The sequence below is a fragment of the Chelatococcus composti genome (assembly GCF_014201415.1).
Taxonomy (GTDB): domain Bacteria; phylum Pseudomonadota; class Alphaproteobacteria; order Rhizobiales; family Beijerinckiaceae; genus Chelatococcus_A; species Chelatococcus_A composti.
The window spans coordinates 251,004-276,950 of the sequence record NZ_JACHEH010000001.1 but is presented as its reverse complement, the minus strand read 5'-3'; the positions used below and the strand labels follow the sequence as shown (position 1 = coordinate 276,950).

Genomic DNA, 25,947 nt, shown 5'->3' with positions numbered 1-25,947 from the left:
TGCAGAAGGCGCAGCCCGCCGCGCAGCAGGCGCATCACTCGATGACCAGCTCGACCGGGCGCACGTGGCGCGTGTGGCGGGTCTGGTTGTGGTCGAAGACGGCGACCCACATGTAGAGGGGCTCGCCGGGCACGAAATCGACGTCGTGCTTGCTGCCTGTCGCCAGGGCGCGTTTAGCCTCCAGCGTCCAGTACCCGTTCTCCCAGCGGGCGGCCCCGGTGACATCGGCCCGGTCGCCGCTGTACTCGCCCATGATGAGCACGCCGGGGATCACGGTGCCGACGGGAATGGTCGCATCGAGCTCCGGCGAATAGGGAACCGTCTCCGCCTCCGTCATCCACCACTGCGCCCCTTCGCTGTCGCTGCTCTCGGGGTTGAGGTCGAAGGTCTTGAGCTTGGCGACGGTCTGCCGGTAGTCGACCGGCAGGCGCTTCACCGTCACGGGGCCGCGGAATCCGCCGGGGGGCTCGGAACCGAAGTTGTAGACGTAGAAGGCATTGCCCGGATCGCCCGTATAGCCGCCCTGGTAGCGGGCGGTCTTGTTCCAGTCCGCCTCCTTCGGCTCCATCGGCGGACCGATGAACTGGTCGTCGACACGTCCGAGCAGACCGCCGCGCGACGCCTTCCACTGCCACATGTCGATGTAGCTGCCGTCCGTGGTGTAATGCAGCCCACGGCTGTTGAGCGCGCCGGGCTTGTCGGCCATCGGCTGGGGGCCGAGATGGGTGGCCCCGCCGCCACCGAAAGCCTGTGAGCGCGAGAAGATGACGGACAGCTTATCCTCGTAGAAGTCAGTCTCGTCCGCGATATCGGCGCCGTTGTGGGCGAGGTGCCAACCGTCCTCCCGCTTCACGAGCGGCAGGCGACGCAGCGAGCGCGTCGGGTCCTCCCAGCGGAAGGCAAAGTAGATGTTGTCGGCATCCCTCACCGCCCGCACCTCGACGACCGATTCGCCGGTGCCGCCCAGGTTGGCGCCCTGCTGGGTGCGGATGCGCACCGGGGCAGCGCGACGCCAGACCGGATCGTCGAGCGTGCCGTCGAGCTTCGGCGCCTCGTCCACCCTGGTGACCGTGAGCTTGTCGCGCGTGCCCCAGTCGAAAGCGGCGATCGCGCCGGCGACCGGCACGCCAACGAGCACCGCCGTGAGCAAGGGCCGTGCCTTCATACCGCTGTTGGAGACGAGCGGCGTCGGCCGGAACAGCCGCAGGATCTGCCCCCAGCCGCCGTAGAGGAAATGCGCGATAACGTGCACGAAAATGTAGACCAGCACCGCGATGGCGCAGGCCGCATGGACGGCAACGACCCAGCCGCCATAACCGACATAGAGCGCGATGCCCGTCGCCGTGAGGACCGTAACGAGACCGTAGAGCACCCAGTGCAGGATGACGTTGACAGCGCCCCAGCGCAGCTTGCTGGCGGCCGGCATGACCAGCGCCCTCGCCTTCTTCAGCGCCACCCGGTGGCGCAGGCCGCTGCGCAGCATATAGAGCGCATAGGCTGTCGAGGCGAAGAAGAGGGTAAGGCTCGAGATGAAATGGACGCTCCAGATCTCTCCCTGCGGGAGGATGGGCTCCAAGGCCTTGGAGATGACGGCATCAGGCGCATCCGCCGAAATGCGCAGCCCCGTCAGAAGGCTCACCACCATCACGATGGCCACGAGCCAGTGCAGGAGGATGGTGCCTATGTCGGTACGGGGTGGCCCTTCCTTTTCCCGGCTCGCCTGCCGTGCAACTCTGGTCATCGCCTGTCGGGGTCTGTCGATCCCCTCTCGCAGATGTCCGATATCGGCCATGCCGTCACCCGTGTCGAGGAAGTCGGATCGGAGAATGCTGATTTGACTTAAATTTTAATCTATCTTTTATCAAATCAAACTGATCGCCAATAGCCAAGACCGATCGTGCGGTGAAATTCGGGGCGCGGCCTCGCAGAGGCCCTTGCGGATTCTGCAAAAAGGATCAAAACGGCCGCATGTCACAGCCGCATTACGTCCTCACCCTTTCCTGCACCAACCGCCCGGGCATCGTGGCGGCGGTCTCGACGCACCTATTTGAGTCGGGGTGCAACATCCTCGACGCGCAGCAGTTCGACGACACCGAGAGCAACCGCTTCTTCATGCGCGTGGTATTCAACCCGCTGCACGGTGCGCCGACGCTGGCGGAGCTCAGAAAGAGCTTTGCGACGCTGGCCGAGCGATTCGGCATGACCTGGACCATGCGCGACAAGGCGGAGAAGAGACGGGTGATGATCCTCGTCTCCAAGTTCGACCACTGCCTCGTCGACCTGCTCTACCGCAAGCGCCTCGGCGAGCTGCCCATGGAGCTGGTGGCGGTGGTTGCGAACCACCCGCGCGAGACCTATGGCTCGCTCGACTTTGAGGGGGCCGCCTTCTATCACCTGCCGGTCACGAAGGAGACGAAGCTCGAGCAGGAAACGCGCCTGTGGGAGCTGATCCGCGAGACGGAAACCGAGGTCGTCGTCCTCGCCCGCTACATGCAGATCCTGTCCGACGGGCTGGCTGCCAAGCTCGCGGGACGTTGCATCAATATCCACCACTCGTTCCTGCCGGGCTTCAAGGGCGCCAAGCCCTACCACCAGGCGCATGCGCGCGGCGTGAAGCTCATTGGCGCCACGGCCCACTATGTGACGTCAGACCTCGACGAGGGGCCGATCATCGAGCAGGACGTGGAGCGCATCAGCCACCGCGACACGCCGGAAGACCTGATACGAAAGGGCCGCGACATCGAGCGGCGCGTACTCGCCCGCGCCCTGCGCTACCACCTTGAGGATCGCGTCATCCTCAACGGCCAGCGCACGGTGGTGTTCACGGATTGAGGCCAGCCTCCGGCTGCGTCAGCCTCCCGGGGGAACCTCGCCCGCTGCCCGGTTTGTCGTGGGTGCGCGCATGTCGCGCGCCGCGAGGGCCCGCGAGAGATCGGGCGAGGCAGCGAGAAGCTCGCGCGTATAGGCGTGCCGCGGCGCCGAGAACACCTCCTCCGTCGGCCCCTCCTCCACAATCCGGCCGGCGCGCATCACAAGCACCCTGTCGGTGATGGCGCGCACGACCGCAAGGTCGTGGGAGATGAAGAGATAGGCCAACCCGTGCTCCGCCTGCAGCTCGGCGAGCAGATCGAGCACCTGGGCGCGGATGGAGACGTCGAGCGCCGACACGGGCTCGTCGAGGATGATGAGTGAGGGCCGCGTGATGAGCGCCCTGGCGATGGCGAGCCGCTGGCGCTGGCCACCGGAGAACTCGTGGGGATATTTCTCCGCATCCTCCGGCTTGAGGCCAACGTCGCGCAGCACGGCGGCGATGCGCCGGTTGCGCTCGGCCGCATCGATCTCACCACGCAAGAGGTAAAGGGGCTCGGCAACAAGCCGGCCAGCCTTATGCCTGGGGTCGAAGGAGCCGTAGGGGTCCTGGAACACAACCTGCACGGCCCGCCGCAGCGCCGTCAGGTCGGCAGACGAGAAATCGGCGAAGGAGCGGCCACGGAAGAGCACCGTCCCGCCCTGCGGCGGCTCCAACGCCATCAGCGTGCGCGCCAGGGTGGACTTGCCGCAGCCGGATTCGCCGACGAGGCCGACGCTTTCCCCCGGCCGTATGGCGAGGCTCACGCCATCGACGGCCCGGTGTTTCTCGGGTGCCCTGAAGAGCGATCGGCGCCGGCCCCGGTAGTCGCGGACGACCTCCTGTGCGAGCAGGATCGGCTCCGCCTGCCCGCCCTGCGGCTGCGCTGGGGGCAAGGACGAGGGCCGGGCACAGCCGGCGCGCCGGCGCACCGGCACGTGGGTGGAAGCCGCCAGCAGAGCCCTGGAATAGGGATGGCGCATGCCGGAGAAGAAGGCGGCCGTCGCGCCCTCCTCCACCACCTCCCCGTCGCGCATCACGCTGACGCGATCGGCCATCTCGGCCACCACAGCCAGGTCGTGCGTGATCATGAGGAGGCTGGCGCCGTCCCGCGTCACCAGTTCCCGCATCAGCGCGAGAATCTGGGCCTGCGTCGTCACGTCGAGCGCCGTCGTCGGCTCGTCGGCAATGATCAGTTTGGGCTTGAGCGCCACCGCCATGGCGATGACAACTCGCTGTCGCTGGCCGCCGGAAAGCTCGTGCGGGTAGCGGTCGAGTGGAAAGCGCGACGGCGGCAGTCCCACCCGCTCCAGCACCTGCCCCGCCCAAGCCATACATTCGTCGCGTGGCGCCCCCAGATGCTGGGCAAAGCACTCCGCCACCTGCGCGCCGATGGTCTTCAGCGGGTTGAGAGCCGTCATCGGCTCCTGGAAGATCATGCCGATATCGCGCCCGCGCAGGTCACACATCTCCGCTTCACTCTTGGCGAGGATGTCCTCGCCATCGAGCAGGATGCGCCCCTGCGTCCGCGCACCGCGCGGCAGGAGCCGCATCGCCGCCAACGCCGTCATGGACTTGCCGGACCCGGATTCCCCGACGAGGCCGAGAATCTCCCCCTCCCCGACCGAGAGCGAAACGCCCTTGAGGATCGGCTGGCCGTAGATGGAAACCTGAAGGCGCTCGATGCTGAACAGGCTCATGGCTCAGCGCTCCCGGGCAAGGCGCGGGTCGAGCAGGTCGCGCAGGCCGTCGCCGAGGAGGTTGAGCCCCATCACCGTGACGACGATGGCGAGCCCCGGCACCAGCGCAAGGCGCGGCGCAATGGCCATCAGTGTCTGGGCCTCGTTGAGCATGCGCCCCCAGCTCGGCGCCGGCGGCTGAACGCCAAGCCCGACATAGGACAGCGCGGCCTCGGCCAGCACGCCGAGCGAAAGCTGGATGGTGGCCTGCACGATAATGAGGCTCAGCATATTGGGCAGGATGTGCTCAAGGGTGATGCGCCCCCTGCCCTTGCCGGCAACACGCGCCGCCATGACGAACTCGCGCGTCCACAGCGGCAATGCGGCGCCATAGGCGAGCCGCGCGAAAACCGGCACGTTGAATATGCCGATGGCGACCATGGCGTTGAGCGCGCCGGGCCCGAAGATGTCCCGCAGCATGATGGCCATGACGAGCGCCGGAAACGCGAAGACGAAATCGTTGGCGCGCATCACCGCCTCGCCGACGGGCCCGCGCCGCCCGGCCGCGAGCAGCCCGAGCGGCACACCAAGCCCGAGGCCGATGCCCACCGCGACGAACGACACGGCCATGGAGGTGACGGCTCCGCCCATGATCATCGACAGCACGTCGCGGCCGTACTGGTCGGTGCCGAGCCAGTGCGCCGCCGAGAGTGGCTGGAGCTTGCGGCCGATGTCGAGCACCGTCGGATCGTGGGGCGTCCACACGAAGGACAGGAGAGCCGTCGCCGCCACCACGAGCGAAATCGCCGCCCCCACGAGGAAGCTCGGATGGCCGAGGGCACGGGCGGCAAGGCCCTGCCTGCCGGCGACGACCGCGCTCATGCGCGCCTCCTCAGGCGCGGATCGACCGCGGCATAGGCCAGCTCGACGAGGAAATTGACGATGACCACGCTCGCCACGAGCAGCATCACGACGCTCTTGACCACGATGAGATCGCGCTGGGTGATGGCCTGGAAGACCAGACGGCCGAGGCCCGGCAGGAAAAAGACGTTCTCGATGATGATGGTGCCGGCGAGCAGGAAGGAGAATTGCAGGCCCATGATGGTGAGCACCGGGATCAGCGCATTGCGCAGCGCGTGCCGCCGCACGGCCTCGCTCCGGCTCAAGCCCTTGGCGCGTGCCGTGCGCATGTAGTCCTCCCCGAGCGTGTCGATGAGCGAGGAGCGCATCACGCGGGCGAGAATCGACGCCTGTGGCAGCGCGAGCGCCACGGCCGGCAGGATGAGGGAGCGCAGGGCCGGCCACAGGCCCGCACCCCAGCCGGGGAAACCGCCGGCGGGCAGCAGACGCAGGCTCACCGCGAAGACGAAGACGAGCAGCATGGCGAACCAGAAGTTCGGCACGGCGATGCCGACCTGCGTGGCCGCCATGATGCCGATGTCGACCGGCCTGTTGCGCCGTGCCGCGGCGATAGCGCCGACCGGAATGGCGATGAGCACGGTGAGAAGCAGGGAGATGGCGGCGAGCGGCAGGCTGACCCACAGGCGCTGGGCGACAAGCTCTCCGACCGGGACGGAATAAGTGTAGCTGCGACCGAGATCACCCTGCAAGAAGCCGGAGACCCAAGCGACGTAGCGCTCCGTCGCCGGCCGGTCGAGCCCGAGATTGGCTCGCAGCGCCGCTAGTGTGTCCGGCCGCGCGTTGGTGCCGAGCATGATCTCCGCCGGATCGCCCGGCAGCACCTCCATCACCGCGAAGATGACGGCCGAGGCGACGGCGAGCGTGACAAGCAGTGATGCGAGGCGCCTGGCGAGAAAGGTGAGCATCGGTCAGGCCGGCTCCCGCACCGCCCCGGATGACGGCGCGGCACGAACTCCCGCCTTCCGCCCTCGACGAGAGGAGGACGACGTCGGGGAACCACCCCGCGCCATCGCCTGTGTCACTGCTACTCGCGCCACTTCACGCCCGTCAGGTCGTTGGCGGGCACGGGCGTGTTCTCCCACAGCCCTTCGAGCCGCGCGTCCCAGATGCCGATCTTCGGCAGCAGGAACAGCCAGACGTTGACCGCATCGTCCGCCAGCTTCTCCTGCAGCGTGCCCAGCAGCGCGAGCCGCTCGTTCTCGTCCGTCGAGGCGACGAAACGCTCGTAGAGCGCCCGGTATTCGGGGTTCCTGTAGCCGAAGTAGTAGTCGTCGCGGGCATAGATATCGAGGTCGAGCGGCTCCACGTGGCTCACGACGGTCATATCGAAATTCTTGTTGCGGAAGACCTCGCCCAGCCACTGCGCCCATTCCATCGGCACGATCTCGACCGAGATGCCGACGTTGCGCAGCTGGGATGCCAGCACCTCGCCACCGCGGCGCGCGTAGTCCGGCGGCGGCAGCACGAGCTGCACGGACAGGTTCTCCGCCCCCGCCTCCTTCAGCAGTGCCCGCGCCTTCTCGGGATCGAAGGGATACTTGCCAGTGAGATCGACATACCCCCGGTCCTGCGGCACGAAATGCGAGCCGATGGGCTTGCCGTAACCGTGCATCGCCCCCTCGATCAGCGCCTGCCTGTCGACGGCATGGGAGATCGCCCGGCGCACGCGGATGTCGTCGAACGGCTTCCTGCCGTTGTTCATGGCGAGGACCGTCTTGCCCTGGGTATTGCCGACGACGACCGTGAAGCGCGGGTCGGCCTCGAACTGCGGCACGTTCTCCGGCGCGGGAAAGAGGGGGAAGGCATCGACATCGCCGGCCATGAGGGCCGCGAAGGAGGCCGTGGGGTCGCCGATGATCTTGAAGGTCGCCTTCTCCAGCGCGACGGGCTCGCCCCAGTAATCGTCGTTGCGCACCAACGTAACGTGGTCTCCCTTGACCCATTCGGCCAGCTTGAAGGGACCGGTACCGACCGGCTGCGTCTTGTTGTCGGCCGCGCTCTCCGGCGCCACGATGACCGCCGCGGCCCAGCCGAGGTTGAACGGCAGGTTCCCGCTCGGACGCTTCAGGGTGATCCGCACCGTCTGTGGGTCGACCACCTCGACGGTCTCGATGGGCTCGAACAGGCCCTTCTGCGGATTGACGCTGTCGGCCGCGCGCGCCCTGTCGAGCGAGAACTTCACGTCCTCGGCGTCGAAGGTCGTGCCGTCATGGAACTTCACGCCCTGTCGCAGGTGGAAGGTATAGACCTTGCCGTCCTCCGACACGTCCCAGCGTTCGGCCAGCGAGGGCTTCACCGAGCCGTCGCGGTCGATGCGCGTCAGCCCCTGGAAGACGTTGTTGTAGACGACCTCCGCAATTGCAGCCGCCGCGCCCGCAGTCGGGTCGAGGTGCGGTGGCTCCAGCCGGATGCCGAGAACGATGTCGGTCCGCGCCGCAAGGGCCGGCGTGCCGAGGAGGAGCCCCGCCGACACGGCGCCGGCGGCAGCCCCCCTCACCAGGCATTGCATCAGACGGCGATACATACCGGCCCCTCCTCCATCGCAACGTTCATCTCGGATCCCTGACGGGCAGCACCAGCGGCGAAGCGACTCGCTCACGCCCTGCTGCCACCCGTCAGGAGCTCGTGCAAGGCGCGCGCCATGACCTTCGCCGAATCGACCATGTCGTCGACGCCGACATATTCGTCGGGCTGGTGCGCCAGGTCGAGAATACCGGGGCCATAGGCGATGCAGTCCTTCAGCCGGCCGATGCGGTCAACGTGCTTCTGGTCGTAGGTGCCGGGCGAAACGACGTAGTTCGGCTCCCGGCCCATGACCTCGCGGATGCCGGTGGCGACCGCCCGCACGACGGGCGCGTCACGGTCCGTCATGGTCGGCAGCACCTCGAACAGGTCCTCGATCGCGTAGGAGAAATCCGTCCGCTCCTCGGCCAGACGGTCGAGAATGCCGATCACCTCGGCCTTCACGTCCTCGATGCGCTCCTCCATCAGGAAGCGGCGGTCGATGACGAGGCGAGCGGAATCCGGCACGCATGGTGAGGGCAGGCCCTCATAATCCTCTCTCTGGCCGCCGTGGATGGAGTTGATGTTGAGGGTCGAGCTGCGCGCGCCCGGCGGGATCACGGGCATCTCCGTGCGGCGTGCGGCGAGCACCGGGATGAGCTCGCACTCGAAGGCGTGGAGCAGCGCCCCCATATGGCGCACGGCGCAATCGCCGAGAAAGGGCATGGAGCCGTGCGCGATCCGCCCTTTCGTCTCGATCTTCGCCCACCACACGCCGCGATGGCCGAGGCAGATGCAATCCTTGTTGAGCGGTTCGGGGATGATGACGTGGTCGACGCGCGGCTTCGAGAAGAAGCCCTTGCCCGCGAGATAGGCGACGCCGCCATACCCGCCGGATTCCTCGTCCGCCGTGCCCGAGATCTCGATGGCGCCGGGAAAGTCGGGCATGAGGTCGATGAACGCCTCCACGGCGACGACCGAGGCCGCGAGTCCGCCCTTCATGTCGCAGGCACCGCGACCGTAGACCCTGCCGTCCTCCATCTCGCCGCCAAAGGGATTGCGGGTCCAGCCCGCCCCCGGCTCGACGACGTCGATATGGGAATTGAAGTGGACGCAGGGCCCCGGACGGCTGCCCTCCTTGCGCGCCACGACATTCCAGCGCGGGTAGCGGTCGCTGTCGCCGGGGCTTCCCTCGGCACGGACGTAGACGACATCGAAGCCGCGGCGGCGGAGCCTGTTGCCGAGAAACTCAGCGCAGTCGCGATAGTTCTCGCCAGGTGGGTTGACCGTCGGGATGCGGACCAGATCGGCCGTCAGGGCCGCCAGATCGTCGCGCCGGTCTTCAACGGCTCTCAAAACGTCCCGGATCGCCATGACCGTCTCGGATCGCTGTCATCCGGCATGGTTTCACCACGCCGGATGACCTGCAAGACGGTTTTCGTTTGTGCTCGCACAATTGCGAATGGCGTTTGCTTCCTATCGGAAAAGTGCCGGCAGCCACAGCGACAGCGCCGGGATGTAGGTGACGAGCATCAGGACTGCGAAGCACGCCCCGTAGAACGGCCAGATGGTCCGCACCGCCTCCATGATACCAATGCGGCCGATGGCACAGCCGACGAAGAGCACCGAGCCCACGGGCGGCGTGCACAGGCCGATGCCGAGGTTGAGGATGAGGATGACGCCGAAGTGCACCGGATCCATGCCGAAGGCCGTGACGACCGGCAGGAAGATCGGTGTCGTGATGATGATCAGCGGCGCCATGTCCATGAAGCAGCCAAGCACCAGCAGAATGAGGTTGATGAGCAGGAAGATGACGATGGGGTTGTCGGAGAGCGCACGCATCCCCTCCACCATCGCCGTCGGCACCTGCAGCAGCGCCAGCAGCCAGCCGAAGGACGCGGCGCTGCCGATGACGAGCAGCACCATCGCCGTCGTGCGGACGGCGCCGAACGTCGCATCCAGGAAATCCCGCCACCCCATGCCGCGGTAGACGAGAACCGTCACGGCGAGCGCGTAGACGACGGCGATGCAGGAGCTCTCGGTGGCTGTGAACACGCCCGAGCGAACCCCGCCGAAAATGATGCCGATGAGAAGAATGCCCGGCACCGCCCCGACGAAGATCGGCAACATGGCGCCCCATCCAGGAAAGGTGCCGGCCGGATAGCCGCGTCGCCGGGCGACGACATAGGCCGCCACCATGAGCACGATGGCGAGCAGCAGGCCCGGAATGATGCCGGCCGTGAAGAGATCGGCGATCGAAATGCGCCCACCCGCCGACATCGAATAGATGATCATGTTGTGCGAGGGCGGGATCATCAGCGCGATGATGGCCGACGTCACCGTAACATTGACGCCGTAGTCGGCGGCATAGCCGCGCTCGCGCATCTGCGGGATCATCAGTCCTCCGACGGCCGAGGCATCTGCCACCGCCGAGCCGGAGACCCCGCCGAAGAGCGTGGAGGCGACGATGTTGACCTGCCCGAGCCCGCCGCGCAGGTGGCCGACGAGCGCGGCCGCGAGGCGCACGAGCTTGCCGGCGATGCCGCCGCGCACCATGAGGTCACCGGCATAGACGAAGAACGGGATGGCCATCAGTGCGAAGGCATTGATGCCGGAATTGAGCCGCTGGAAGACGATGAAGGGCGGCATGCCCATGTAGAGCACCGTCGCCAGCGAGGCGATGCCGAGGCAGAAGGCGACCGGCGTGCCGAGCACGAGCAGGCCAAGGAACGTTCCGAACAGGACCCAAAGTTCCATCAGCCCGCCTCCGGATCAGCAGCGGCCTGGGCGATCACCACGTCCTGCCGCGGAAAGGCGATCATCCCCACGAGCCGCTCGAGGGCGAAGAGCGCGATGAGCGCGCCACCGACCACAAGCGGCAGGTAGTCGATGCCGCCCGGGATACCGAGCACCGGAATGGTGGCCGACCAGGTACCGACGACGAGCGTGGAGCCGAACCACGACATGGCAATGCCGAAGCCCGCAATGGCGAGGAGGCTGATCCCGTCCATGACGCGGGCCACGCGCCCTGGCGCAAAAAACCGCACGATGTCGAGCCCGAGATGGAAGTTCTCGCGCACGCCGACTGCGGCACCGAGAAGGATGAACCAGCTCATGAGAAGGAGGGAGATCGGTTCCGTCCAGCTCGGCGTGTCGTTGAGCGCGTAGCGGCCGAAGACCTGCCAGGCGACGGCTGCTGTCATTGCCACGAGTCCGGCGGCGGAGAGCCAGAGCGCCGCTGTCGAGAGTGCGGACAGCAGGCGGTGCAGGGATTTGAAGAGCGCAGTCATGGTCGCTCCGGAGCGGTTCGTCGTCATCGGTCCCCGGCGTCCCGGTGTCGATGCGCGCGCCGGCGCGGACATCGACACCGGTGGGGGCGCGCCGTTCACCGGACGGCGAACGCGCACCCCGGAGAGCGATGCTCGACCGATGCTGTCACTGTACCGCGCGGATCCGCTCGACCAGCGCCTTCAGCTTGGGATCCTTCACGAAGGAATCGTAGAAGGGCTTCATCGCCTCCTCGAACGGCTTCTTGTCGATCTGGATCACCTCGACGCCGGCCTGCCGCACGATCTCCTCGGACTTCTTCTCGCGCGCCTGCCAGAGCTCGCGCATCTTGGCGACCGACTTCCTGGCCGCCTCGCGGAAGATCTTCTGGTCCTCGGGAGAGAGCTTGTCCCAAACCTTCTTGGACATCACGAGCACTTCCGGCGACAGGGAGTGCTCGGTGAGCGTGTAGTACTTCGCCACCTCGTAATGCTTGGAGCTCTCGAGGCTCGGCCAGTTGTTCTCGGCCCCGTCAATGACGCCCGTCTGCAGGGCCGAATAGACCTCACCGTAGGGCATCGGCGTCGGGTTGCCGCCCATGGCCTTGACCATGCCGATGAAGAGGTCCGACTGCTGCACGCGGATCTTGAGCCCCTTCACATCCTCGAGGCTGCGCACCGGCTTTTTCGTCGTGTAGAGGCTGCGCGCGCCGGAATCGTAGAAGGCGAGCCCGACGAGGTCGTGCGCCTCGAAGGCCTTGAGGATCTCCTCGCCGATCGGCCCGTCGACGACCTTGTGCATGTGGTCGACCGAGCGGAAGAGGAAGGGCAGCGAAAGCACCCCCGTCTCGGGGATGAGGTTGTTGAATGGCGCCATGTTGACGCGGTTGAGGTCGAGCACGCCGAAGCGCGTCTGCTCGATGGTGTCCTTCTCGCTGCCGAGCTGCTCGGACACAAAGACCTTGATGTCGTAACGCCCGTTGGTGGCCTCCTTGATGAGGGAGCCCATGTACTTCACGGCCTCGACCGTGGGGTAGCCGTCCGGGTGGACGTCTGCGGAACGGAGCACGGTCTGCGCCGTTGCAGGCGCGATGGCCAACGCCGCAGCCGCGAGCGCCGTGCCGAGAAATGTGCTGAACCTGAGCATTGAATTGCCTCCCTGGAAATGGAACCGGGGCTTTTTTGCCCTCGTGTTCTTGGCGGCCGCGACGGCCGCAGCGGAGGCGCACGGCGGGCTGCCCCCGCCGTGCGCCAGCCGCAGATCACCCCTCGCCCACGGCGCGGGTCACCGAAAGACGGAGCTCGCCGGCGGCGGGGCTCGACACGAGCGCCGCCATGCCTGGCCTTACCGGATGGATGCCCGTGGTCGCGCCGGTCGAGACGATGTCGCCGGCCTTCAGGCCGCGACCGCGGGACGACAGGCAGTTGGCCGCGAAAACGAGCGCCCCGAGGGGGCCGCCCGGCACCTTCGCCGCACTCCCCTCACCGACGGTCTCACCGTCGATCACGACCCGGGTCGCAAGCGCCTCGGGAGGCGCATCGCGCCAGCCCGTTACCGCCGGGCCGAGGATGATGCCGGCATTGTTGCCGAAACCGCTGATGACGGCCGTCGGCCCGAGGTCGTTGATGGTGGCGAGCGGACTGCTGGCGACCTCGACGGCTAGGAAGAGATCCTCCACCGCCCGCGCCACGTCGTCGAGCCCGTAAGGCGCCTCGCGCGCCGGCAGGTCCGCGCCGAGGCGGACCGCAAGCTCGGCCTCGATGGCGGCAAAGCCACCGTCGAACACCGGCGCCTCGACCGGCCCGTTGCGGGCGTCCACGAGCGTGCCGGCGAAGACCGGGCCGACGAGCCGCTCCTCGCCACCATGACGGGCACGGAGGTCCGGGTGGATGAGCGCCACCTTCCAGCCGACGACGGGCGCGCCCCACAGACGTATCGCCTCGTCCTGCACGGCATATGCTGCATCGAGCGAAGCCGGCAGCTCACCGGGAAAATGCGCAAGCGGCCGTGCCGCCCGGCGCGCCGCCACGAAACCGTTCGCAATGTCGGCCGCCGTCGCCGGCGGCGCCTGCCAGTCCTGCATTCATCCTCCCATGACGGCCGCCCGCGACCGGCTGCTGCCGTCCGGCGTCGTCTGCAATCACGAGTCCTGCCTAGAGGTGCCCGTCGGCCGGCCCGCGTGCAATCGTATATTTGTGTATGGTGGTATACGCTGCTATATCAGGCAACGGCAATGCATGACCTCGACGGCGGAACCACCGTGCTGGCAGAGACCCCAAACCCCTTCGAATCCGCAGCACGGCGCGTCGAGCGCGAGCTGCGCCGCGCCATCATCACGCTCAGCATTGCGCCCGGCACGCGCCTTTCGGAGGTGGAGATCGCCCAGCGCTGGGGCGTGTCGCGCCAGCCGGTGCGCGAGGCGCTCATCTCCCTCGCCAAGTCACGCCTGGTCGAGACACTGCCACAGCGCGGCACAGTCGTCGCCCGCCTGTCAGTGCGGCAGATGATGGAGGCGCGCTTCGTGCGCGAGGCAGTGGAGGCGGCCGTCGTGCGCCGCGCCTGCGAGGGCTTCTCCCCGCAAAGCCGCCAGCGCATCGATGATCTGCTCCACCTGCAGGAGGAGGCGGCCGAGCGCGGCGACCACACGTCCTTCCAGCGCGCGGACGAGCTGTTTCATCTCGCACTCGTCGAGGGCACCGGCTGCATGCTGGCCTGGCAGGCCATCGAGGACCTCAAGGCCCACATGGACCGGGTCTGCTACCTGACCCTGCCTGGCACGGAGGCCATGCGCCCGCTCGTCGCCCAGCATCGCGACATCATGGCCGCCATCGACGCGCGGGATGCCGACGCCGCCGAGAAGGCCATGCGCCACCACCTCAATGAGATCCTGCGCGCGCTGCCGCGCGTGGAGGCCGCCCACCCTCATCTCTTTGAGTGAACAGCCGCCGCCCCGCCCGCAACCACGAGGCCAAACCATGCCCGCCCAAGGAACCACCGCGTCCGTCGAGACCCGCCACGCCGTCCACTGGCGCGAGGCCGAGACCTTCGACACCAAGGCGCTGCGCGCGCATTTCCTCGTGCAGGATCTGCTCACGCCCGGCGCGCTCAACGCCACCTACACCCACTACGACCGGCTGATGCTGGCCGGCGCCGTGCCGCTCGCCACCCCGCTCGCCTTCACCGATGCCCACGCCAGGCTGGTCGGCAGCGAGCACCATCTCGCCCGCCGCGAGCTTGGCCTCATCAATATCGGCGGGCCCGGTCGCGTCACCGCCGACGCGGCAACGTTCGACCTCGGCTTCCAGGACGCGCTCTATATCGGCGCGGGCACGGCCAGTGTCACCTTCGCCAGCGTCGATCCCGACAATCCGGCGAAGTTCTACATCAACACGGCGCCGGCCCATGCGCGCCATCCCGCCCGGCTCATCACGAAGGCGGCGGCGAAGGCCATCCCGCTCGGCAGCCAGGAATCGGCCAACAAACGCACCATCTATCAGTACCTGCACCCCGACGTGCTGCCCACCTGCCAGCTCGTCATGGGCCTGACCCGTCTCGACAGCGGCAGCGTGTGGAACACGATGCCGGCCCACACCCACGACCGCCGGATGGAGGCCTACCTCTACTTTGAGCTGCCGCAGGACGCCTTCACGGTGCATCTCATGGGGCGCCCCGAGGCGACGCGCCATCTCATCGTCCGCAACGAGCAGGCCGTGGTCTCGCCGCCCTGGTCCATCCACTGCGGCGCCGGCACGACAAGCTATGCCTTCATCTGGAGCATGGCCGGCGACAACCAGGCCTTCACCGACATGGACATGATCGCCATGCAGGACCTTCGCTGAGGAGCCCACCATGACGACCAGGACCGAGCCGGCCTTCACCAGGCTCTTCGACCTGTCCGGAAAGGTCGCCCTCGTCACCGGCGCCCGCACCGGCCTCGGCAAGGCGCTGGCCGAGGCACTCGCCAGCGCCGGCGCCGACATTGTCGGCCTCGGCTCACGGCCGATGCCAGAAACGGCGGGCGCCGTCACCGCTCTGGGACGCAGGTTCCGCGAGATCGTCTGCGATCTCGAGAAACCGCACGACTTCCCCGCCCTCGCCGCGGATATCGTCGCGCAGGCGCACGGCATCGACATCCTCGTCAACAACGCCGGCATCATCCGGCGGCAGGATATGCTCGACTATACGGAAGAGGACTGGGATGCGGTGATGACCGTGAACCTCAAGAGCCTCTTCCTGCTCTCGCAGGCGGTCGCGCGGCATATGGTTGCGACCGGCAGGCAGGGCCGCATCATCAACATCGCCTCCCTCCTCTCCTTCCAGGGCGGCATCCGCGTGCCGGCCTACACGGCAGCGAAGCATGGCGTCGCCGGCCTGACCAAGCTCATGGCGAACGAGCTCGCGCCCAGGGGCATCACCGTCAACGCCATCGCGCCGGGTTACATGGAGACGGACAACACGGCGGCACTGCGGGCGGACCCAGAGCGCACGCGCCAGCTCATGGAGCGCATCCCGGCCGGCCGATGGGGCGCTCCACAGGATCTCGCCACCGCCGTCCTCTTCTTCGCAGCCCCGGCGAGCGGCTATGTCACCGGCACGGTACTGCCGGTCGACGGCGGCTGGATGGCGCGGTAGCGGTCGGCGGTACCGACGCCCTCTCTCCGGGAGAGTGGCCCTTGTCTGCGTGCGCGTGCGGCCCAGCCCTCAAGCCAAGCCCTGCATCCGCTCCAGCGCCATCATCACGCCGCGCAGCTCGGCGAGGCCGCGCAGGCGGCCGATGCAGGAATAGCCAGGGTTGGTCTTCTTGCCGACGTCGTCGAGCATGAGGTGTCCGTGGTCGGGCCGCATGGGGATGACAGCGTCCGCCCGCCCCTCGGCGCGCCTGCGCCTCTCCTCGTCGAGCAGCGCCGCGACGATGGCAATCATGTCGGAGGAGCCGGCGAGATGGTCGTCCTCGTAGAAGGAGCCGTCCTCCTCCCGCTTCACGTTGCGCAGGTGGGCGAAGTGGATGCGCGGGCCGAACTCGCGCACCATGGCGACGAGATCGTTGTCCGCCCGCGCACCGTAGGAGCCGACGCAGAAGGTGAGACCGTTGGCCGGCGTGTCCACCGCGGCCAGCACGGCACGGGCATCCTCGGCCGTGGAGACGACACGCGGCAGGCCGAAGAGCGAGAACGGCGGATCGTCCGGGTGGATGCACAGACGCGCTCCCACCTCCTCTGCGACCGGCGCCACCTCCTTCAGGAAGGCGACGAGACTGGCGCGCAGCTCGGCCGGGCCGATGCCTTCGTAAGCCGCGAGCAGCCTGCGCATGCCGGCGCGGTCGTGGGTGAAGTCCGAGCCCGGCAGGCCGGCGATGATGTTGCGCTCGAGGGCATCCTTCTCGCCCTCGCTCATGGCAGCGTAGCGCGCGCGGGCGGCGGCGAGCACGGCGTCCGGATAGCTCGCCTCGGCACCCTTGCGCTCCAGGATGAAGACGTCGTAGGCGGCGAAGTCCACCATGTCGAAGCGCAGCGCATAGCTGCCGTCGGCGACCTGCCACATGAGGTTGGTGCGCGTCCAGTCGACCACAGGCATGAAGTTGTAGCAGATGGTCGTGACGCCGCCGGCGGCACAGGCGCGCAGGGAGGCGATCCAGTTGTCAATGTAGCGCCGGTAGTTGCCGGACCGCGTCTTGATGTCGTCGTGGACGGGAATGCTCTCGACGACGGACCAGGTGAGCCCCGCCTTCTCGATCATGGCGCGCCGCTCGGCCACCGCCTCTACCGTCCACGCCTCGCCACTGGTGATCTGGTGCAATGCGCTGACGATGCCCGTGGCGCCGGTCTGGCGCACATCCGCGAGCGTCACCGGATCCTGCGGGCCGAACCACCGCCAAGTCTGCTCCATCGCTGCCTCTCGTTCCCGGACACGGCGCACCGTCGCACCTTCTGCCCTTTATATCGATTTAGCCGTCGGGACGCAGCATCCGCGGCCACTTTGCACCCCTCGCTCCGCGCGCTATAGCGGAGGCGAACGAGACCGGAGAGGCCGAGGGACGGTGAGCGAACGCTTCCACGCCCCGCTGACATTGCTGGCGCTCCTTGCAGGCATTCTCTTCTTCGGCCTGCAGGGCGGGCGGCCGCTCACCCCGACCTCGCCCGACGTCACGGTCTCGGCGGAAGCCGTGGCCGACGGTGCCACCTTCACCGGAATGCCTCTTCACGGCGCCTTCGCGCCACGGGCGATGGACAGTCGCCGCCTCGCCGGCCCGTCCGGCCCGCCGGTGCTGCCGACGCTCCGCACAGCAGCGGCCTCGCCGCTGGCCATCGCGCATGACCGCCAGCTGCTGCCTGCCGCGTGGCCGGGGCGATCACACGCCCCCTGCGCCCGCCCCCAGACGGGCCCTCCCGCCGCCTGAAGCGCGCGGCGCGTTCTCCCGCGCCGCCATCACGCGGCCGGCCTCGCCGGCGGAATCCAGCTCGCCGCTCTCCGGGCGGCTGACGAGATCATACGCATGCATCCTTCGATCGTTCCAGCGGCCGCCGCCGGCCGCATGTGCGCAACCGCGCGCGTGAGCCCCTTGTCCCCTTTCAAGACTGAGCGGGGATGAGCCATGTCCATCCGCTTTGCCAGGAAGAGCACCGCGCGCATAACCGCCGTGAGCGCGATCATCCTCGTCGGCACCGAGATCCTCGGCGTCGCGGCCGCCACGGGCTGGGCCATCGGTGGCCTCATGGAGCTCGGCGCGGTCATCACCCTGATCCTGACAGCCCTGCTCGCTGCCGGCGGGCTCGCCATTCTCTGGAAGTTCTCCCGCCGGGTGCTCGATGTCGAACTCAACAGCCAGTCCGTCGAGATCCTCGATCGGCAGCCGGCAGAGAAGCAGCGCACATGACTGGAGACCGTCTCAACGCGCCGGCACGTCCTCGACGAGCCGGCGGCCGGCGCTGAACAGCACGGCGAGCGTGAGCACGGCCTCGAGCATGAACCAGGGACCCGCCAGCCGGTCGAAGCCGACCGAGGCGATCTCGCTGGTGCGCAGCCACCAGAGCTGCGCACCGCAGGGGCAGACACCCTGGAAGGTGGCAAGCACCGTCATGCGCGCCGCCCAGACGACCTGCAGGAGCATCAGCGCGCCGAGGCCGAGGAGAAGCCGCCTGTGCCGGCGCTCGACCTCCGCCTGGGCCAGCGCGAACCATCCAACGACAAAGAAGGGCATGGACACGAAGGCGCCGACGCTCAGCGCCTCCGTCCAGCACTGGTTGCAGGCCGTGACGACGGTGGAGAGGATGCCGCTCCCCGCGCCGACCACGAAAGCCGCAGCAGCGACGAAAACGCCCCGCCGGCCGAGAACGAAGGAGATGGCGAAGGCAACCGCGAGCGCGGCCGCGATCAGCAGCACGAGGCGCAACATGCTCTTCCCTCAATAGCGCGTCGGGCGGACCGCCCGGCCCGCCCGATGGTTTGCATACGCTGCCGACCTGTCAACGACGACGCGGCGCGGCCGCCGGCGCCCCGTCCTCAGTGCAGGATCTGGCTGAGGAAGAGCTTCGTGCGCTCGTGCTGCGGGTTCTTGAAGAACTCGTCCGGGGTGTTCATTTCCACGATCTGGCCTGCGTCCATGAAGATGACGCGATTCGCCACCTGGCGGGCAAAGCCCATCTCATGGGTGACGACGATCATGGTCATACCCTCCTCCGCCAGCGAGACCATGGTGTCGAGCACCTCCTTGACCATCTCCGGGTCGAGCGCCGACGTCGGCTCGTCGAAGAGCATGATCTTGGGGCTCATGCACAGCGAACGCGCGATGGCGACACGCTGCTGCTGCCCGCCCGAGAGCTGGCCGGGGTACTTGTGAGCCTGCTCGGGAATCTTGACGCGGGTGAGATAGTGCATCGCGATCTCTTCCGCATCCTTCTTCGGCATCTTGCGCACCCAGATCGGCGCCAGGGTGCAGTTCTCGAGGATCGTCAGATGCGGGAACAGGTTGAAGTGCTGGAAGACCATGCCGACGTCGCGTCGGATCTCGTCGATGCGCTTCAGGTCGTTGGTCAGCTCCACACCATCGACGATGATCTTGCCCTGCTGATGCTCCTCCAGGCGGTTTATGCAGCGGATCATGGTCGACTTGCCCGATCCTGACGGGCCACAGACGACGATGCGCTCGCCGCGCGTCACCTTGAGGTTGATGTCGCGCAGCACATGGAACTCGCCGTACCATTTGTGCACGCCGATCATCTCGACCGCGGTGTCGGTCTTCAGCGAAACGGGCTTGAGATGGGCCGGACGCTCCGTTGCGGTTGCCATTGCCATCGTTGCTCACCTCTTTTGTCCAGCCGCGAGCCGGCGTTCGACCGCCAGTGAGTAGCGCGACATGCCGTAGCAGCAGATGAAATAGAAGACCCCGGCGAAGGCATAGCCTGTCAGGCGCGTCACCGGCGTCGCCCAGGTCGGATCGACGAGCGTCACCTCGACGGTCTTGATGAGGTCGAAGATGCCGACGATCGAGACCAGCGTGGTGTCCTTGAACAGGCCGATGAATGTGTTGACGATGCCGGGAATGACGATGCGCAGCGCCTGCGGCAGGATGATGAGGCGCATCATCCGCCAGTAGCCGAGGCCGAGCGACATCGCGCCCTCGTACTGGCCCTTGGGGATCGCCTGCAGACCGCCGCGTACCACCTCGGCCATGTAGGCGGAGGCGAAGAGCGCCACGCCCACCAGCGGCCGCAGCAGCCTGTCTGGCGACATGTTGCCCGGCAGGAACAGCGGCAGCATCGTGTTTGCCATGAACAGCACGGTGATCAGCGGCACGCCGCGCACCACCTCGATGAAGATGATGCAGGCGAGCCTGATGAGCGGCAGGCGCGAGCGTCGCCCGAGGGCCAGCAGCACACCGAGCGGCAGCGACACGACGATGCCGACGATGGAGACGATGAGCGTCACCAGGATGCCGCCCCACAGCGAGGTGTCCACCCGCTGCAGGCCGATGGCTGGCCAGCCCCGCAGCAGGATGAAGGCCGCGATGGGGAAGATGACGAAGAAATAGAGCGCCCCGAGACCGCGCTTCGGCGCGTCGAGCCACAGCAGCCACGCGATGCCGAAGGCGCCGAGCGCGAAGACGATGTCCACGCGCCAGCGATCGTCCCACGGATAGGAACCGTAGACGAAATAGCTCAGCTTGGCGTTCACATAGGCCCAGCACGCCCCCACCTCGCGCCCGACATTGGCGGCGAGGCACGCCTCGCGGTTGCTGCCCGTCCACACCGCATCGATAAAGAAGAAGCGGATCGCCGGCGGGACCACGAGATAGATGATGTAGAGCGCGATGAGCGTCAGGATGGTGTTGCCGACGGACGAGAACAGGTTCTCTCGCATCCAGGCCAGCCAGCCGCGCGCCATCATCGGCGGCGGCTGCTCGGCGATGGGAGCCGTGCGGACGTAGGCGACGGGTTCGGTCGTGATGGCCATCGTCACCTCCTCATCGCTCGACGATCGCCGCACGGCGGTTGTAGATGTTCATCACCAAAGACGTGAACAGGCTGATGGCGAGATAGACCGCCATGGTGATCGCGATCACCTCGACCGCCTGGCCGGTCTGGTTGAGCACGGTGCCCATGAAGACCTGCGCAAGGTCGGGATAGCCGATGGCCACCGCCAGCGAGGAGTTCTTGGTGAGATTGAGATACTGGCTCGTCAGCGGCGGCACGATGACACGCATCGCCTGCGGAATGATCACGAGCTTCAGCGTCTGCCCCTCACGCAGGCCAAGCGCGTGCGCCGCCTCGGTCTGCCCGCGCGACACCGCGAGAATGCCGGCCCGCACGATCTCCGCGATGAACGCGGCCGTGTAGGTCGTCAGGCCGATGAGCAGCGCCACGAATTCGGGGATGACCTGCACCCCGCCGGTGAAGTTGAAGCCGCGCAGCTCTGGATACTCGAGAGAAATGGGGCGGCCAGTGATCAGGAACGCCAGAAGCGGCAGGCCGACGATGAGAGCCAGCGCCACGGCGCCGACGGGAGCCTGCTGGCCCGTCCTTTCCTGCCGCCGCCGCGCCCAGAAGCGGAAGGCGAAGGCGCCGACGATGCCCAGAACGGTCGCGCCGATGACGATACCCGCCCCCGGCGCCAGCACCGGCTCGGGCGCGAAGAGCCCTCGGTTGTTGAGAAAGAAGCCGCCCGCAATCTCGTATGACTGGCGCGGATTGGGCAGCGCCTTGAGAACCGCGTTGTACCAGATGAAGAGTTGCAGCAGGAGCGGGATGTTGCGGATCGCCTCGACATAGACCTTGGCGAGCTTCGCCACCATCCAGTTGGACGACAGGCGCGCCACGCCGACGATGAAGCCGAGGATCGTGGCCAGCACAATGCCGATGGCGGCCACCAGCAGCGTATTGAGCAGGCCGACGATGAAGGCCTCGCCATAGGTCGAGCCGCCGGAGCTGCTGAAAGGAATGAGCGTCTGGTTGACGTCGAAACCCGCGGTCGTCGACAGGAAATCGAAACCCGAGGCGATACGCGCCCGGCGCAGGTTCTCGATGGCATTCGTCGTGGCCTCGTAGACGAGCAGGGCCAGCACGACGACGAGGATCACTTGGTAGGCGATGCCGCGCACCTTCGGATCGTTGATCAGGCTCGTGCGCGGGCTTGTGCTCTGGGTAATGTCAGTCACTGACAAGCCTCCCGACACGGGAACGCACGCACGCTCCCGCCATGGCAAATTGACTGCGGCCGACTCCCAAGTCGTCGGCCGGCGTTCGCTCGTCGGTCAGGCTAACAGCCGGAGCACCCCTCTCCCGTTTTCTTCGCTTCTTTTGGCATTTTCGTTCCCCTTCTCACGGCAGGCATCTGATGGCCGCCTTGGGCATATTGTTATTATAGCAACCGCCTGTCCGATTTCTTCATCCGTTTACAGGCGGTTATCTGCTTGTGAACGTCGTGGCACGCCCCGGGCTGTCCTCCCCCAGCCCGGGGCTCCGTTCACCTCAGCGGATCGGCGGCGCGTACTGCAGGCCGCCCTTGGTCCACAGCGCGTTGAGGCCGCGCTTGATCTTCAGCGGCGAGCCCTCGCCCACGTTCCTCTCGAAGACCTCGCCGTAGTTGCCGACGTGCTTGATGACACGGTAGGCCCAGTCGTTGGTGAGGCCGATCGCCTCGCCAAACTTGCCCTCGGTGCCGAGCAGGCGCTTGATCTCAGGATTCTCCGACTTCAGCATCTCGTCGACATTGGCCTGGGTGACGCCAAGTTCCTCGGCGTTGAGCATGGCGAAGTGCACCCACTTCACAACGTCGAACCACTGGTCATCACCGTGGCGCACGGACGGACCCAGCGGCTCCTTGGAGATGATCTCGGGCAGGACGATGTGGTCATCCGGGTTCGTCAGCTTCAGGCGCTCGGCATAGAGGCCCGAGGCGTCCGTGGTGAAGGCGTCGCAGCGCCCCGAGTCATAGGCCTTCACCGTCTCGTCCGACGTCGCGAAGGCCACCACCTCGTATTTCATGTTGTTGGCGCGGAAATAGTCCGCAAGGTTGAGCTCGGTGGTCGTGCCCTGCTGCGTGCAGACCGAGGCACCGTCCAGCTCGAGAGCCGAGGAGATGCCGAGGCTCTTGCGGACCATGAAGCCCTGGCCGTCGTAGTAGTTCACGCCCGTGAAGTTGAGGCCGAGCGACGTATCGCGCGACATCGTCCAGGTCGTGTTGCGGATGAGGACGTCCGCCTCGCCCGACTGGAGGGCCGTGAAGCGGTCCTTCGCCGACAGGGGAATGAACTTGACCTTCGTCGGATCGTCGAAGACGGCCGCCGCCAGCGCGCGGCACAGGTCGACGTCGAGGCCGGTCCAGTTGCCCTTGTCATCCGGCACGCCGAAGCCGGCAAGACCAGTGTTGGCGCCGCACTGGATGAAGCCCCTCTGCTTGATCTGGTCGAGCGTCGCAGCCGAAGCCGCCGTGGCGGCGAGGCCGGCCGCGAGTCCGACTACGACCGAAGCGATCATACGTTTCATTGATTGTGTCTCCCACTCTGAAGGTCCGTCGGAGCCGGGGAAGACCTGGGTAGCTGACTTCCGTCTCTCCGGGTTGACCCGTCGCGACCGTGCACCATACCCGGCCCAGCGGGAAACGGCACCACCGGCGCAAGCTCCATGCATCACGGACTGTTATGCATCACATTCGACTTTGTTGAGCCGGTCAAGCACAACCGTGACAAACTCATGGCGCAAAGTGGGCAGAACGGCGGACACATGCCGCGCCGCCAGCAGATCCTGTGGTGCCGTCCACCTTGCCCCCGCTTGACGGCAGCGCGGAGCCCGGTCCAAACATCCAGACACTTCTTGCTCACCCTCCAGGTTTTCCACAGGCATGTCTTCCAGCACCGACCGACCGCGCGGCATCCGCACCCGTCTCGTCACCGCCGGGCGCAACCCGGATGAGCAATTCGGCTTCATCAACACGCCGGTCTATCGCGGCTCGACGGTGCTCTATCCGACGATGGACGCGCTGGTCCATCGCAAGGCGCGCTATACCTATGGCACCAAGGGCACGCCGACGATCGCCTCGCTCGAGAGCGCCTGGACCGACCTGACCGGCGCCGCCGGCACGATCATCGTTCCCTCCGGCCTCGCCGCGGTCACAATCGCGCTGATGGCGACAGTCAAGGCGGGCGACCATGTGCTCGTGACAGATAGCGTGTACCAGCCGACGCGCCACTTCTGCGACACGGTGCTGAAGCGCATGGGCGTTGAGGTCGACTATTTCGATCCGCTCATCGGCGCCGGCATCGCCACGCTCATGAGGGACAATACGACTGTCGTCTTCACGGAGACGCCCGGCTCGCAGACCTTCGAGGTTCAGGACGTGCCGGCCATTGCCGAGGTGGCGCACAGCCGCGGCGCGGTCGTGCTGCTCGACAACACCTGGGCCACACCCCTCTTCTATCCGCCGCACGCACGTGGGGCCGACATCGCCATCGAGGCGGGCACCAAGTATCTCGGTGGCCATTCCGACCTTCTCATCGGCCTCGTTTCGGCCAACGAACGCTGGTGGCCCGCCCTGCGCGCCACCTTCGATGCCTTCGGCGCCTGCGCCGGCCCGGAAGACACGTTCCTCGCCCTGCGCGGCCTGCGCACCATGCAGCTGCGCCTCAAGGAGGCCGAACGGCAGGCGCTCGACCTGGCGGCTTGGCTCCAGACACGCCCGGAGGTAAAGTGGGTGCTGCACCCGGCGCTGCCCTCCTGCCCCGGCCACGAGATCTGGAAGCGCGACTTCCTCGGCTCCTCTGGCGTGTTCTCCATCGTCCTGCAACCGGCCTCGCAGAAGGCCGTCGCGGCGATGCTCGACGGCCTCGAGCTGTTCGGCATGGGCTATTCCTGGGGCGGTTTCGAGAGCCTCATCATCCCCTTCGACTGCCGCGGCTATCGAACCGCGAGCGAGTGGAACCCCGGCGGCCCCTGCCTGCGCCTGCAGGTCGGGCTTGAGGATCTCGATGACCTGAAGGCCGATCTCGCCGAGGGATTCGCACGGCTGAAGGCGGCCGACTGAGCGGATTCACTTTCGCAGAGACACCTGCCAACCCGTTCTTCCGGCTGGCGTTTCCAGCTCAGGAGCAGAGCTTTCCGGCTTCGCGCTCAGCCCTCGGCCGCCGAGCGCGCGGCGCGACGCTCACGAGCGATGAAGACGAGGTTGCGCAGGTAGATGAAGATGCTGAAGGCCTGGCCGAGAATGATCACCGGCTCGCGCTTGTACAGGCCGTAGATGAGCGTGATGAGCCCGCCGCCGATGGAGAAGAACCAGAAGGCGACGGGGATGACGCTGCGCTGCTCGCGCTCGCTCGCCAGCCACTGCACAACGAAGCGCATGGCGAAAAGCAGCTGGCCGACGAGGCCGAGTGCCAGCCAGAAGTCGAAGTTGGCGATGAAGACCTCGTAGAGGTAGCCGCCGATTTCGCGCGACAACGAGATGACGAGCATCACTTCAACTCCTCGGCAGGCATCGCCCGCCGGCAGCGGCGGATGAGCCACCACACGCCGAAGAGGTCGAGAATGCCGACCCACAGGCGGTCGAACAGCCCGTAGTTGGACTGTCCCGTCAGGCGCGGCCGGTCCACCACGTCGACGAGCACCACCTCGTAGCCCTCGCGCTTGACGAGTGCGGGCATGAAGCGATGGATGGCATCGAAATAGGGCAGACTCAGGAAGACGTCGCGCCGTACCGCCTTCAACCCGCAGCCGGTGTCCCGCGTGCCGTCGCCCAGCACGGCGCTGCGCACCTTGTTGGCGATGCGCGACTGCAGGCGCTTGAAACCCGTGTCCTTGCGCCCGAGGCGCTGGCCCGCCGCAAGGCCGACGCGGGGCCCGCCCTTTTCGAGCGCCGCGACGAGCTGCGGGATGAAGGCCGGATCATTCTGGCCATCCCCGTCAATCGTCACGATGATCGGCGCCCGCGCGGCCCGCACCCCGGCCCGCACGGCGGCACTCTGTCCGGCGGAACGCTCGCGCCTCAGCCGCCTCAACCATGGCCGCTCGGAAGCAAGCCGCGCCAGCTCAGCTCCGGTGCCGTCACTCGAGCCGTCATCCACGTAGATGACCTCGAACGGCGCGAGGCTGGCGCATGCGTGCTCGATCTCCGCCACCAGCGGGGCGATGTTGCCAGCCTCGTTCTTGACCGGCACGACGATGCTCACGCGCGGTGCCGAGGCATCGATCTCGAACTGATCGTTCATCTCAAACCTTGCAGGCGACAGGACGACCGGCGAAG

25 protein-coding genes are annotated in these 25,947 nt (G+C 67.1%); 7 read left to right on the top strand and 18 right to left on the bottom strand.

Features of this window, described 5'->3' with window-relative positions; genetic code table 11:
* Positions 1-34: 34 nt before the first annotated feature.
* A complete protein-coding gene (locus HNQ73_RS01460) occupies positions 35-1,741 on the bottom strand; it encodes an ethylbenzene dehydrogenase-related protein (RefSeq protein ID WP_244649814.1) in 1,707 nt (568 codons plus the stop codon).
* Positions 1,742-1,968: 227 nt separating this feature from the next.
* Between HNQ73_RS01460 and purU the strand changes: the two genes are divergently transcribed.
* Complete coding sequence (gene purU, locus HNQ73_RS01455; RefSeq protein WP_183331526.1) at positions 1,969-2,832, top strand: formyltetrahydrofolate deformylase; 864 nt, start codon at positions 1,969-1,971, stop codon at positions 2,830-2,832.
* A gap of 18 nt (positions 2,833-2,850) precedes the next feature.
* Here the strand turns inward: purU and HNQ73_RS01450 are convergent, their stop codons facing one another.
* The 9 genes from HNQ73_RS01450 to HNQ73_RS01410 form a co-directional block, all read right to left on the bottom strand.
* On the bottom strand, positions 2,851-4,548 hold the full coding sequence (locus HNQ73_RS01450) for an ABC transporter ATP-binding protein (RefSeq protein WP_183331524.1): 1,698 nt from the start codon (positions 4,546-4,548) through the stop codon (positions 2,851-2,853).
* A gap of 3 nt (positions 4,549-4,551) precedes the next feature.
* Positions 4,552-5,409: an ABC transporter permease gene (locus HNQ73_RS01445; protein ID WP_183331522.1), complete on the bottom strand. Its 858-nt coding sequence runs from the start codon at positions 5,407-5,409 to the stop codon at positions 4,552-4,554.
* Complete coding sequence (locus tag HNQ73_RS01440; protein ID WP_183331520.1) at positions 5,406-6,353, bottom strand: ABC transporter permease; 948 nt, start codon at positions 6,351-6,353, stop codon at positions 5,406-5,408. The genes HNQ73_RS01445 and HNQ73_RS01440 overlap by 4 nt, the downstream gene beginning before the upstream one ends.
* Positions 6,354-6,472: 119 nt before the next feature.
* Positions 6,473-7,972, bottom strand: a complete 1,500-nt coding sequence (locus HNQ73_RS01435) for an ABC transporter substrate-binding protein (protein WP_244649816.1) — start codon at positions 7,970-7,972, stop codon at positions 6,473-6,475.
* Positions 7,973-8,043: 71 nt separating this feature from the next.
* Complete coding sequence (locus HNQ73_RS01430; RefSeq protein WP_183331518.1) at positions 8,044-9,324, bottom strand: acetylornithine deacetylase/succinyl-diaminopimelate desuccinylase family protein; 1,281 nt, start codon at positions 9,322-9,324, stop codon at positions 8,044-8,046.
* A 102-nt stretch (positions 9,325-9,426) separates the two neighbouring features.
* A complete protein-coding gene (locus HNQ73_RS01425; RefSeq protein WP_183331516.1) occupies positions 9,427-10,707 on the bottom strand; it encodes a TRAP transporter large permease in 1,281 nt (426 codons plus the stop codon).
* Entirely contained in the window at positions 10,707-11,240 is a 534-nt protein-coding gene (locus HNQ73_RS01420) for a TRAP transporter small permease (RefSeq protein ID WP_183331514.1), read from the bottom strand. Before HNQ73_RS01420 ends, HNQ73_RS01425 begins: the two co-directional genes overlap by 1 nt.
* A gap of 145 nt (positions 11,241-11,385) precedes the next feature.
* The gene (locus tag HNQ73_RS01415) at positions 11,386-12,363 is read right to left on the bottom strand and encodes a TRAP transporter substrate-binding protein (protein ID WP_183331512.1); all 978 of its coding nucleotides are present in this window, start codon (positions 12,361-12,363) and stop codon (positions 11,386-11,388) included.
* A 115-nt stretch (positions 12,364-12,478) separates the two neighbouring features.
* On the bottom strand, positions 12,479-13,300 hold the full coding sequence (locus tag HNQ73_RS01410; RefSeq protein WP_183331510.1) for a 2-keto-4-pentenoate hydratase: 822 nt from the start codon (positions 13,298-13,300) through the stop codon (positions 12,479-12,481).
* A 150-nt stretch (positions 13,301-13,450) separates the two neighbouring features.
* Here HNQ73_RS01410 and HNQ73_RS01405 point away from each other — a divergent pair, with 150 nt between their 5' ends.
* Genes HNQ73_RS01405 through kduD form a run of 3 tightly spaced genes read left to right on the top strand, consistent with a single transcriptional unit; the run spans position 13,451 to position 15,849 of the window.
* Positions 13,451-14,155 carry a GntR family transcriptional regulator gene (locus HNQ73_RS01405; protein WP_183331508.1) on the top strand — a complete coding sequence of 235 codons (705 nt, stop codon included), beginning with the start codon at positions 13,451-13,453 and terminating at the stop codon, positions 14,153-14,155.
* A gap of 37 nt (positions 14,156-14,192) precedes the next feature.
* Entirely contained in the window at positions 14,193-15,056 is an 864-nt protein-coding gene (kduI, locus tag HNQ73_RS01400; RefSeq protein WP_183331506.1) for a 5-dehydro-4-deoxy-D-glucuronate isomerase, read from the top strand.
* 10 nt (positions 15,057-15,066) lie between these two features.
* Complete coding sequence (gene kduD, locus HNQ73_RS01395) at positions 15,067-15,849, top strand: 2-dehydro-3-deoxy-D-gluconate 5-dehydrogenase KduD (RefSeq protein ID WP_183331504.1); 783 nt, start codon at positions 15,067-15,069, stop codon at positions 15,847-15,849.
* A 69-nt stretch (positions 15,850-15,918) separates the two neighbouring features.
* Here the strand turns inward: kduD and uxuA are convergent, their stop codons facing one another.
* Positions 15,919-17,103 (bottom strand): mannonate dehydratase, encoded by a 1,185-nt coding sequence (gene uxuA, locus HNQ73_RS01390; RefSeq protein ID WP_183331502.1) that lies wholly within the window; start codon positions 17,101-17,103, stop codon positions 15,919-15,921.
* Between the two features lie 151 nt (positions 17,104-17,254).
* Between uxuA and HNQ73_RS01385 the strand changes: the two genes are divergently transcribed.
* Together HNQ73_RS01385 and HNQ73_RS01380 are read left to right on the top strand one after the other, a co-directional pair.
* Positions 17,255-17,614, top strand: a complete 360-nt coding sequence (locus HNQ73_RS01385) for a hypothetical protein (protein WP_183331500.1) — start codon at positions 17,255-17,257, stop codon at positions 17,612-17,614.
* A gap of 195 nt (positions 17,615-17,809) precedes the next feature.
* On the top strand, positions 17,810-18,091 hold the full coding sequence (locus tag HNQ73_RS01380; RefSeq protein ID WP_183331498.1) for a hypothetical protein: 282 nt from the start codon (positions 17,810-17,812) through the stop codon (positions 18,089-18,091).
* 12 nt (positions 18,092-18,103) lie between these two features.
* Here the strand turns inward: HNQ73_RS01380 and HNQ73_RS01375 are convergent, their stop codons facing one another.
* The 5 genes from HNQ73_RS01375 to HNQ73_RS01355 all read right to left on the bottom strand — a co-directional run bounded on the left by HNQ73_RS01375 (position 18,104) and on the right by HNQ73_RS01355 (position 23,198).
* Positions 18,104-18,610 (bottom strand): hypothetical protein, encoded by a 507-nt coding sequence (locus tag HNQ73_RS01375; protein WP_183331496.1) that lies wholly within the window; start codon positions 18,608-18,610, stop codon positions 18,104-18,106.
* 107 nt (positions 18,611-18,717) lie between these two features.
* Complete coding sequence (locus HNQ73_RS01370) at positions 18,718-19,503, bottom strand: amino acid ABC transporter ATP-binding protein (RefSeq protein WP_276513662.1); 786 nt, start codon at positions 19,501-19,503, stop codon at positions 18,718-18,720.
* 12 nt (positions 19,504-19,515) lie between these two features.
* Entirely contained in the window at positions 19,516-20,667 is a 1,152-nt protein-coding gene (locus HNQ73_RS01365; RefSeq protein ID WP_183331494.1) for an amino acid ABC transporter permease, read from the bottom strand.
* A 10-nt stretch (positions 20,668-20,677) separates the two neighbouring features.
* The gene (locus tag HNQ73_RS01360; RefSeq protein ID WP_183331492.1) at positions 20,678-21,868 is read right to left on the bottom strand and encodes an amino acid ABC transporter permease; all 1,191 of its coding nucleotides are present in this window, start codon (positions 21,866-21,868) and stop codon (positions 20,678-20,680) included.
* Between the two features lie 313 nt (positions 21,869-22,181).
* Positions 22,182-23,198, bottom strand: a complete 1,017-nt coding sequence (locus tag HNQ73_RS01355; RefSeq protein ID WP_183331490.1) for an amino acid ABC transporter substrate-binding protein — start codon at positions 23,196-23,198, stop codon at positions 22,182-22,184.
* 355 nt (positions 23,199-23,553) lie between these two features.
* Here HNQ73_RS01355 and metC point away from each other — a divergent pair, with 355 nt between their 5' ends.
* Positions 23,554-24,732 (top strand): cystathionine beta-lyase, encoded by a 1,179-nt coding sequence (gene metC / locus HNQ73_RS01350; protein WP_183331488.1) that lies wholly within the window; start codon positions 23,554-23,556, stop codon positions 24,730-24,732.
* 86 nt (positions 24,733-24,818) lie between these two features.
* On the opposite strand, the gene HNQ73_RS01345 is transcribed toward metC, so the two are convergent.
* Entirely contained in the window at positions 24,819-25,160 is a 342-nt protein-coding gene (locus HNQ73_RS01345; RefSeq protein ID WP_183331486.1) for a lipid-A-disaccharide synthase N-terminal domain-containing protein, read from the bottom strand.
* Positions 25,160-25,912, bottom strand: a complete 753-nt coding sequence (locus HNQ73_RS01340) for a glycosyltransferase family 2 protein (protein ID WP_183331484.1) — start codon at positions 25,910-25,912, stop codon at positions 25,160-25,162. Before HNQ73_RS01340 ends, HNQ73_RS01345 begins: the two co-directional genes overlap by 1 nt.
* Between the last annotated feature and the right edge of the window lie 35 nt (positions 25,913-25,947).

Bases quoted from the DNA above. Each gene is read 5' to 3' on its own strand.
- HNQ73_RS01355 (WP_183331490.1), bottom strand. From the start codon at position 23,198: ATGAAACGTATGATCGCTTCGGTCGTAGTCGGACTCGCGGCCGGCCTC.
- uxuA (WP_183331502.1), bottom strand. From the start codon at position 17,103: ATGGAGCAGACTTGGCGGTGGTTCGGCCCGCAGGATCCGGTGACGCTC.
- HNQ73_RS01340 (WP_183331484.1), bottom strand. From the start codon at position 25,912: ATGAACGATCAGTTCGAGATCGATGCCTCGGCACCGCGCGTGAGCATC.
- HNQ73_RS01365 (WP_183331494.1), bottom strand. From the start codon at position 20,667: ATGGCCATCACGACCGAACCCGTCGCCTACGTCCGCACGGCTCCCATC.
- HNQ73_RS01375 (WP_183331496.1), bottom strand. From the start codon at position 18,610: ATGTTGCGCCTCGTGCTGCTGATCGCGGCCGCGCTCGCGGTTGCCTTC.
- HNQ73_RS01450 (WP_183331524.1), bottom strand. From the start codon at position 4,548: ATGAGCCTGTTCAGCATCGAGCGCCTTCAGGTTTCCATCTACGGCCAG.
- kduI (WP_183331506.1), top strand. From the start codon at position 14,193: ATGCCCGCCCAAGGAACCACCGCGTCCGTCGAGACCCGCCACGCCGTC.
- HNQ73_RS01445 (WP_183331522.1), bottom strand. From the start codon at position 5,409: ATGAGCGCGGTCGTCGCCGGCAGGCAGGGCCTTGCCGCCCGTGCCCTC.
- HNQ73_RS01345 (WP_183331486.1), bottom strand. From the start codon at position 25,160: ATGCTCGTCATCTCGTTGTCGCGCGAAATCGGCGGCTACCTCTACGAG.
- kduD (WP_183331504.1), top strand. From the start codon at position 15,067: ATGACGACCAGGACCGAGCCGGCCTTCACCAGGCTCTTCGACCTGTCC.
- HNQ73_RS01430 (WP_183331518.1), bottom strand. From the start codon at position 9,324: ATGGCGATCCGGGACGTTTTGAGAGCCGTTGAAGACCGGCGCGACGAT.
- HNQ73_RS01420 (WP_183331514.1), bottom strand. From the start codon at position 11,240: ATGACTGCGCTCTTCAAATCCCTGCACCGCCTGCTGTCCGCACTCTCG.
- HNQ73_RS01380 (WP_183331498.1), top strand. From the start codon at position 17,810: ATGTCCATCCGCTTTGCCAGGAAGAGCACCGCGCGCATAACCGCCGTG.
- HNQ73_RS01440 (WP_183331520.1), bottom strand. From the start codon at position 6,353: ATGCTCACCTTTCTCGCCAGGCGCCTCGCATCACTGCTTGTCACGCTC.
- HNQ73_RS01410 (WP_183331510.1), bottom strand. From the start codon at position 13,300: ATGCAGGACTGGCAGGCGCCGCCGGCGACGGCGGCCGACATTGCGAAC.
- HNQ73_RS01405 (WP_183331508.1), top strand. From the start codon at position 13,451: ATGCATGACCTCGACGGCGGAACCACCGTGCTGGCAGAGACCCCAAAC.
- HNQ73_RS01435 (WP_244649816.1), bottom strand. From the start codon at position 7,972: ATGTATCGCCGTCTGATGCAATGCCTGGTGAGGGGGGCTGCCGCCGGC.
- HNQ73_RS01460 (WP_244649814.1), bottom strand. From the start codon at position 1,741: ATGACCAGAGTTGCACGGCAGGCGAGCCGGGAAAAGGAAGGGCCACCC.
- metC (WP_183331488.1), top strand. From the start codon at position 23,554: ATGTCTTCCAGCACCGACCGACCGCGCGGCATCCGCACCCGTCTCGTC.
- HNQ73_RS01415 (WP_183331512.1), bottom strand. From the start codon at position 12,363: ATGCTCAGGTTCAGCACATTTCTCGGCACGGCGCTCGCGGCTGCGGCG.
- HNQ73_RS01370 (WP_276513662.1), bottom strand. From the start codon at position 19,503: ATGGCAACCGCAACGGAGCGTCCGGCCCATCTCAAGCCCGTTTCGCTG.
- purU (WP_183331526.1), top strand. From the start codon at position 1,969: ATGTCACAGCCGCATTACGTCCTCACCCTTTCCTGCACCAACCGCCCG.
- HNQ73_RS01425 (WP_183331516.1), bottom strand. From the start codon at position 10,707: ATGGAACTTTGGGTCCTGTTCGGAACGTTCCTTGGCCTGCTCGTGCTC.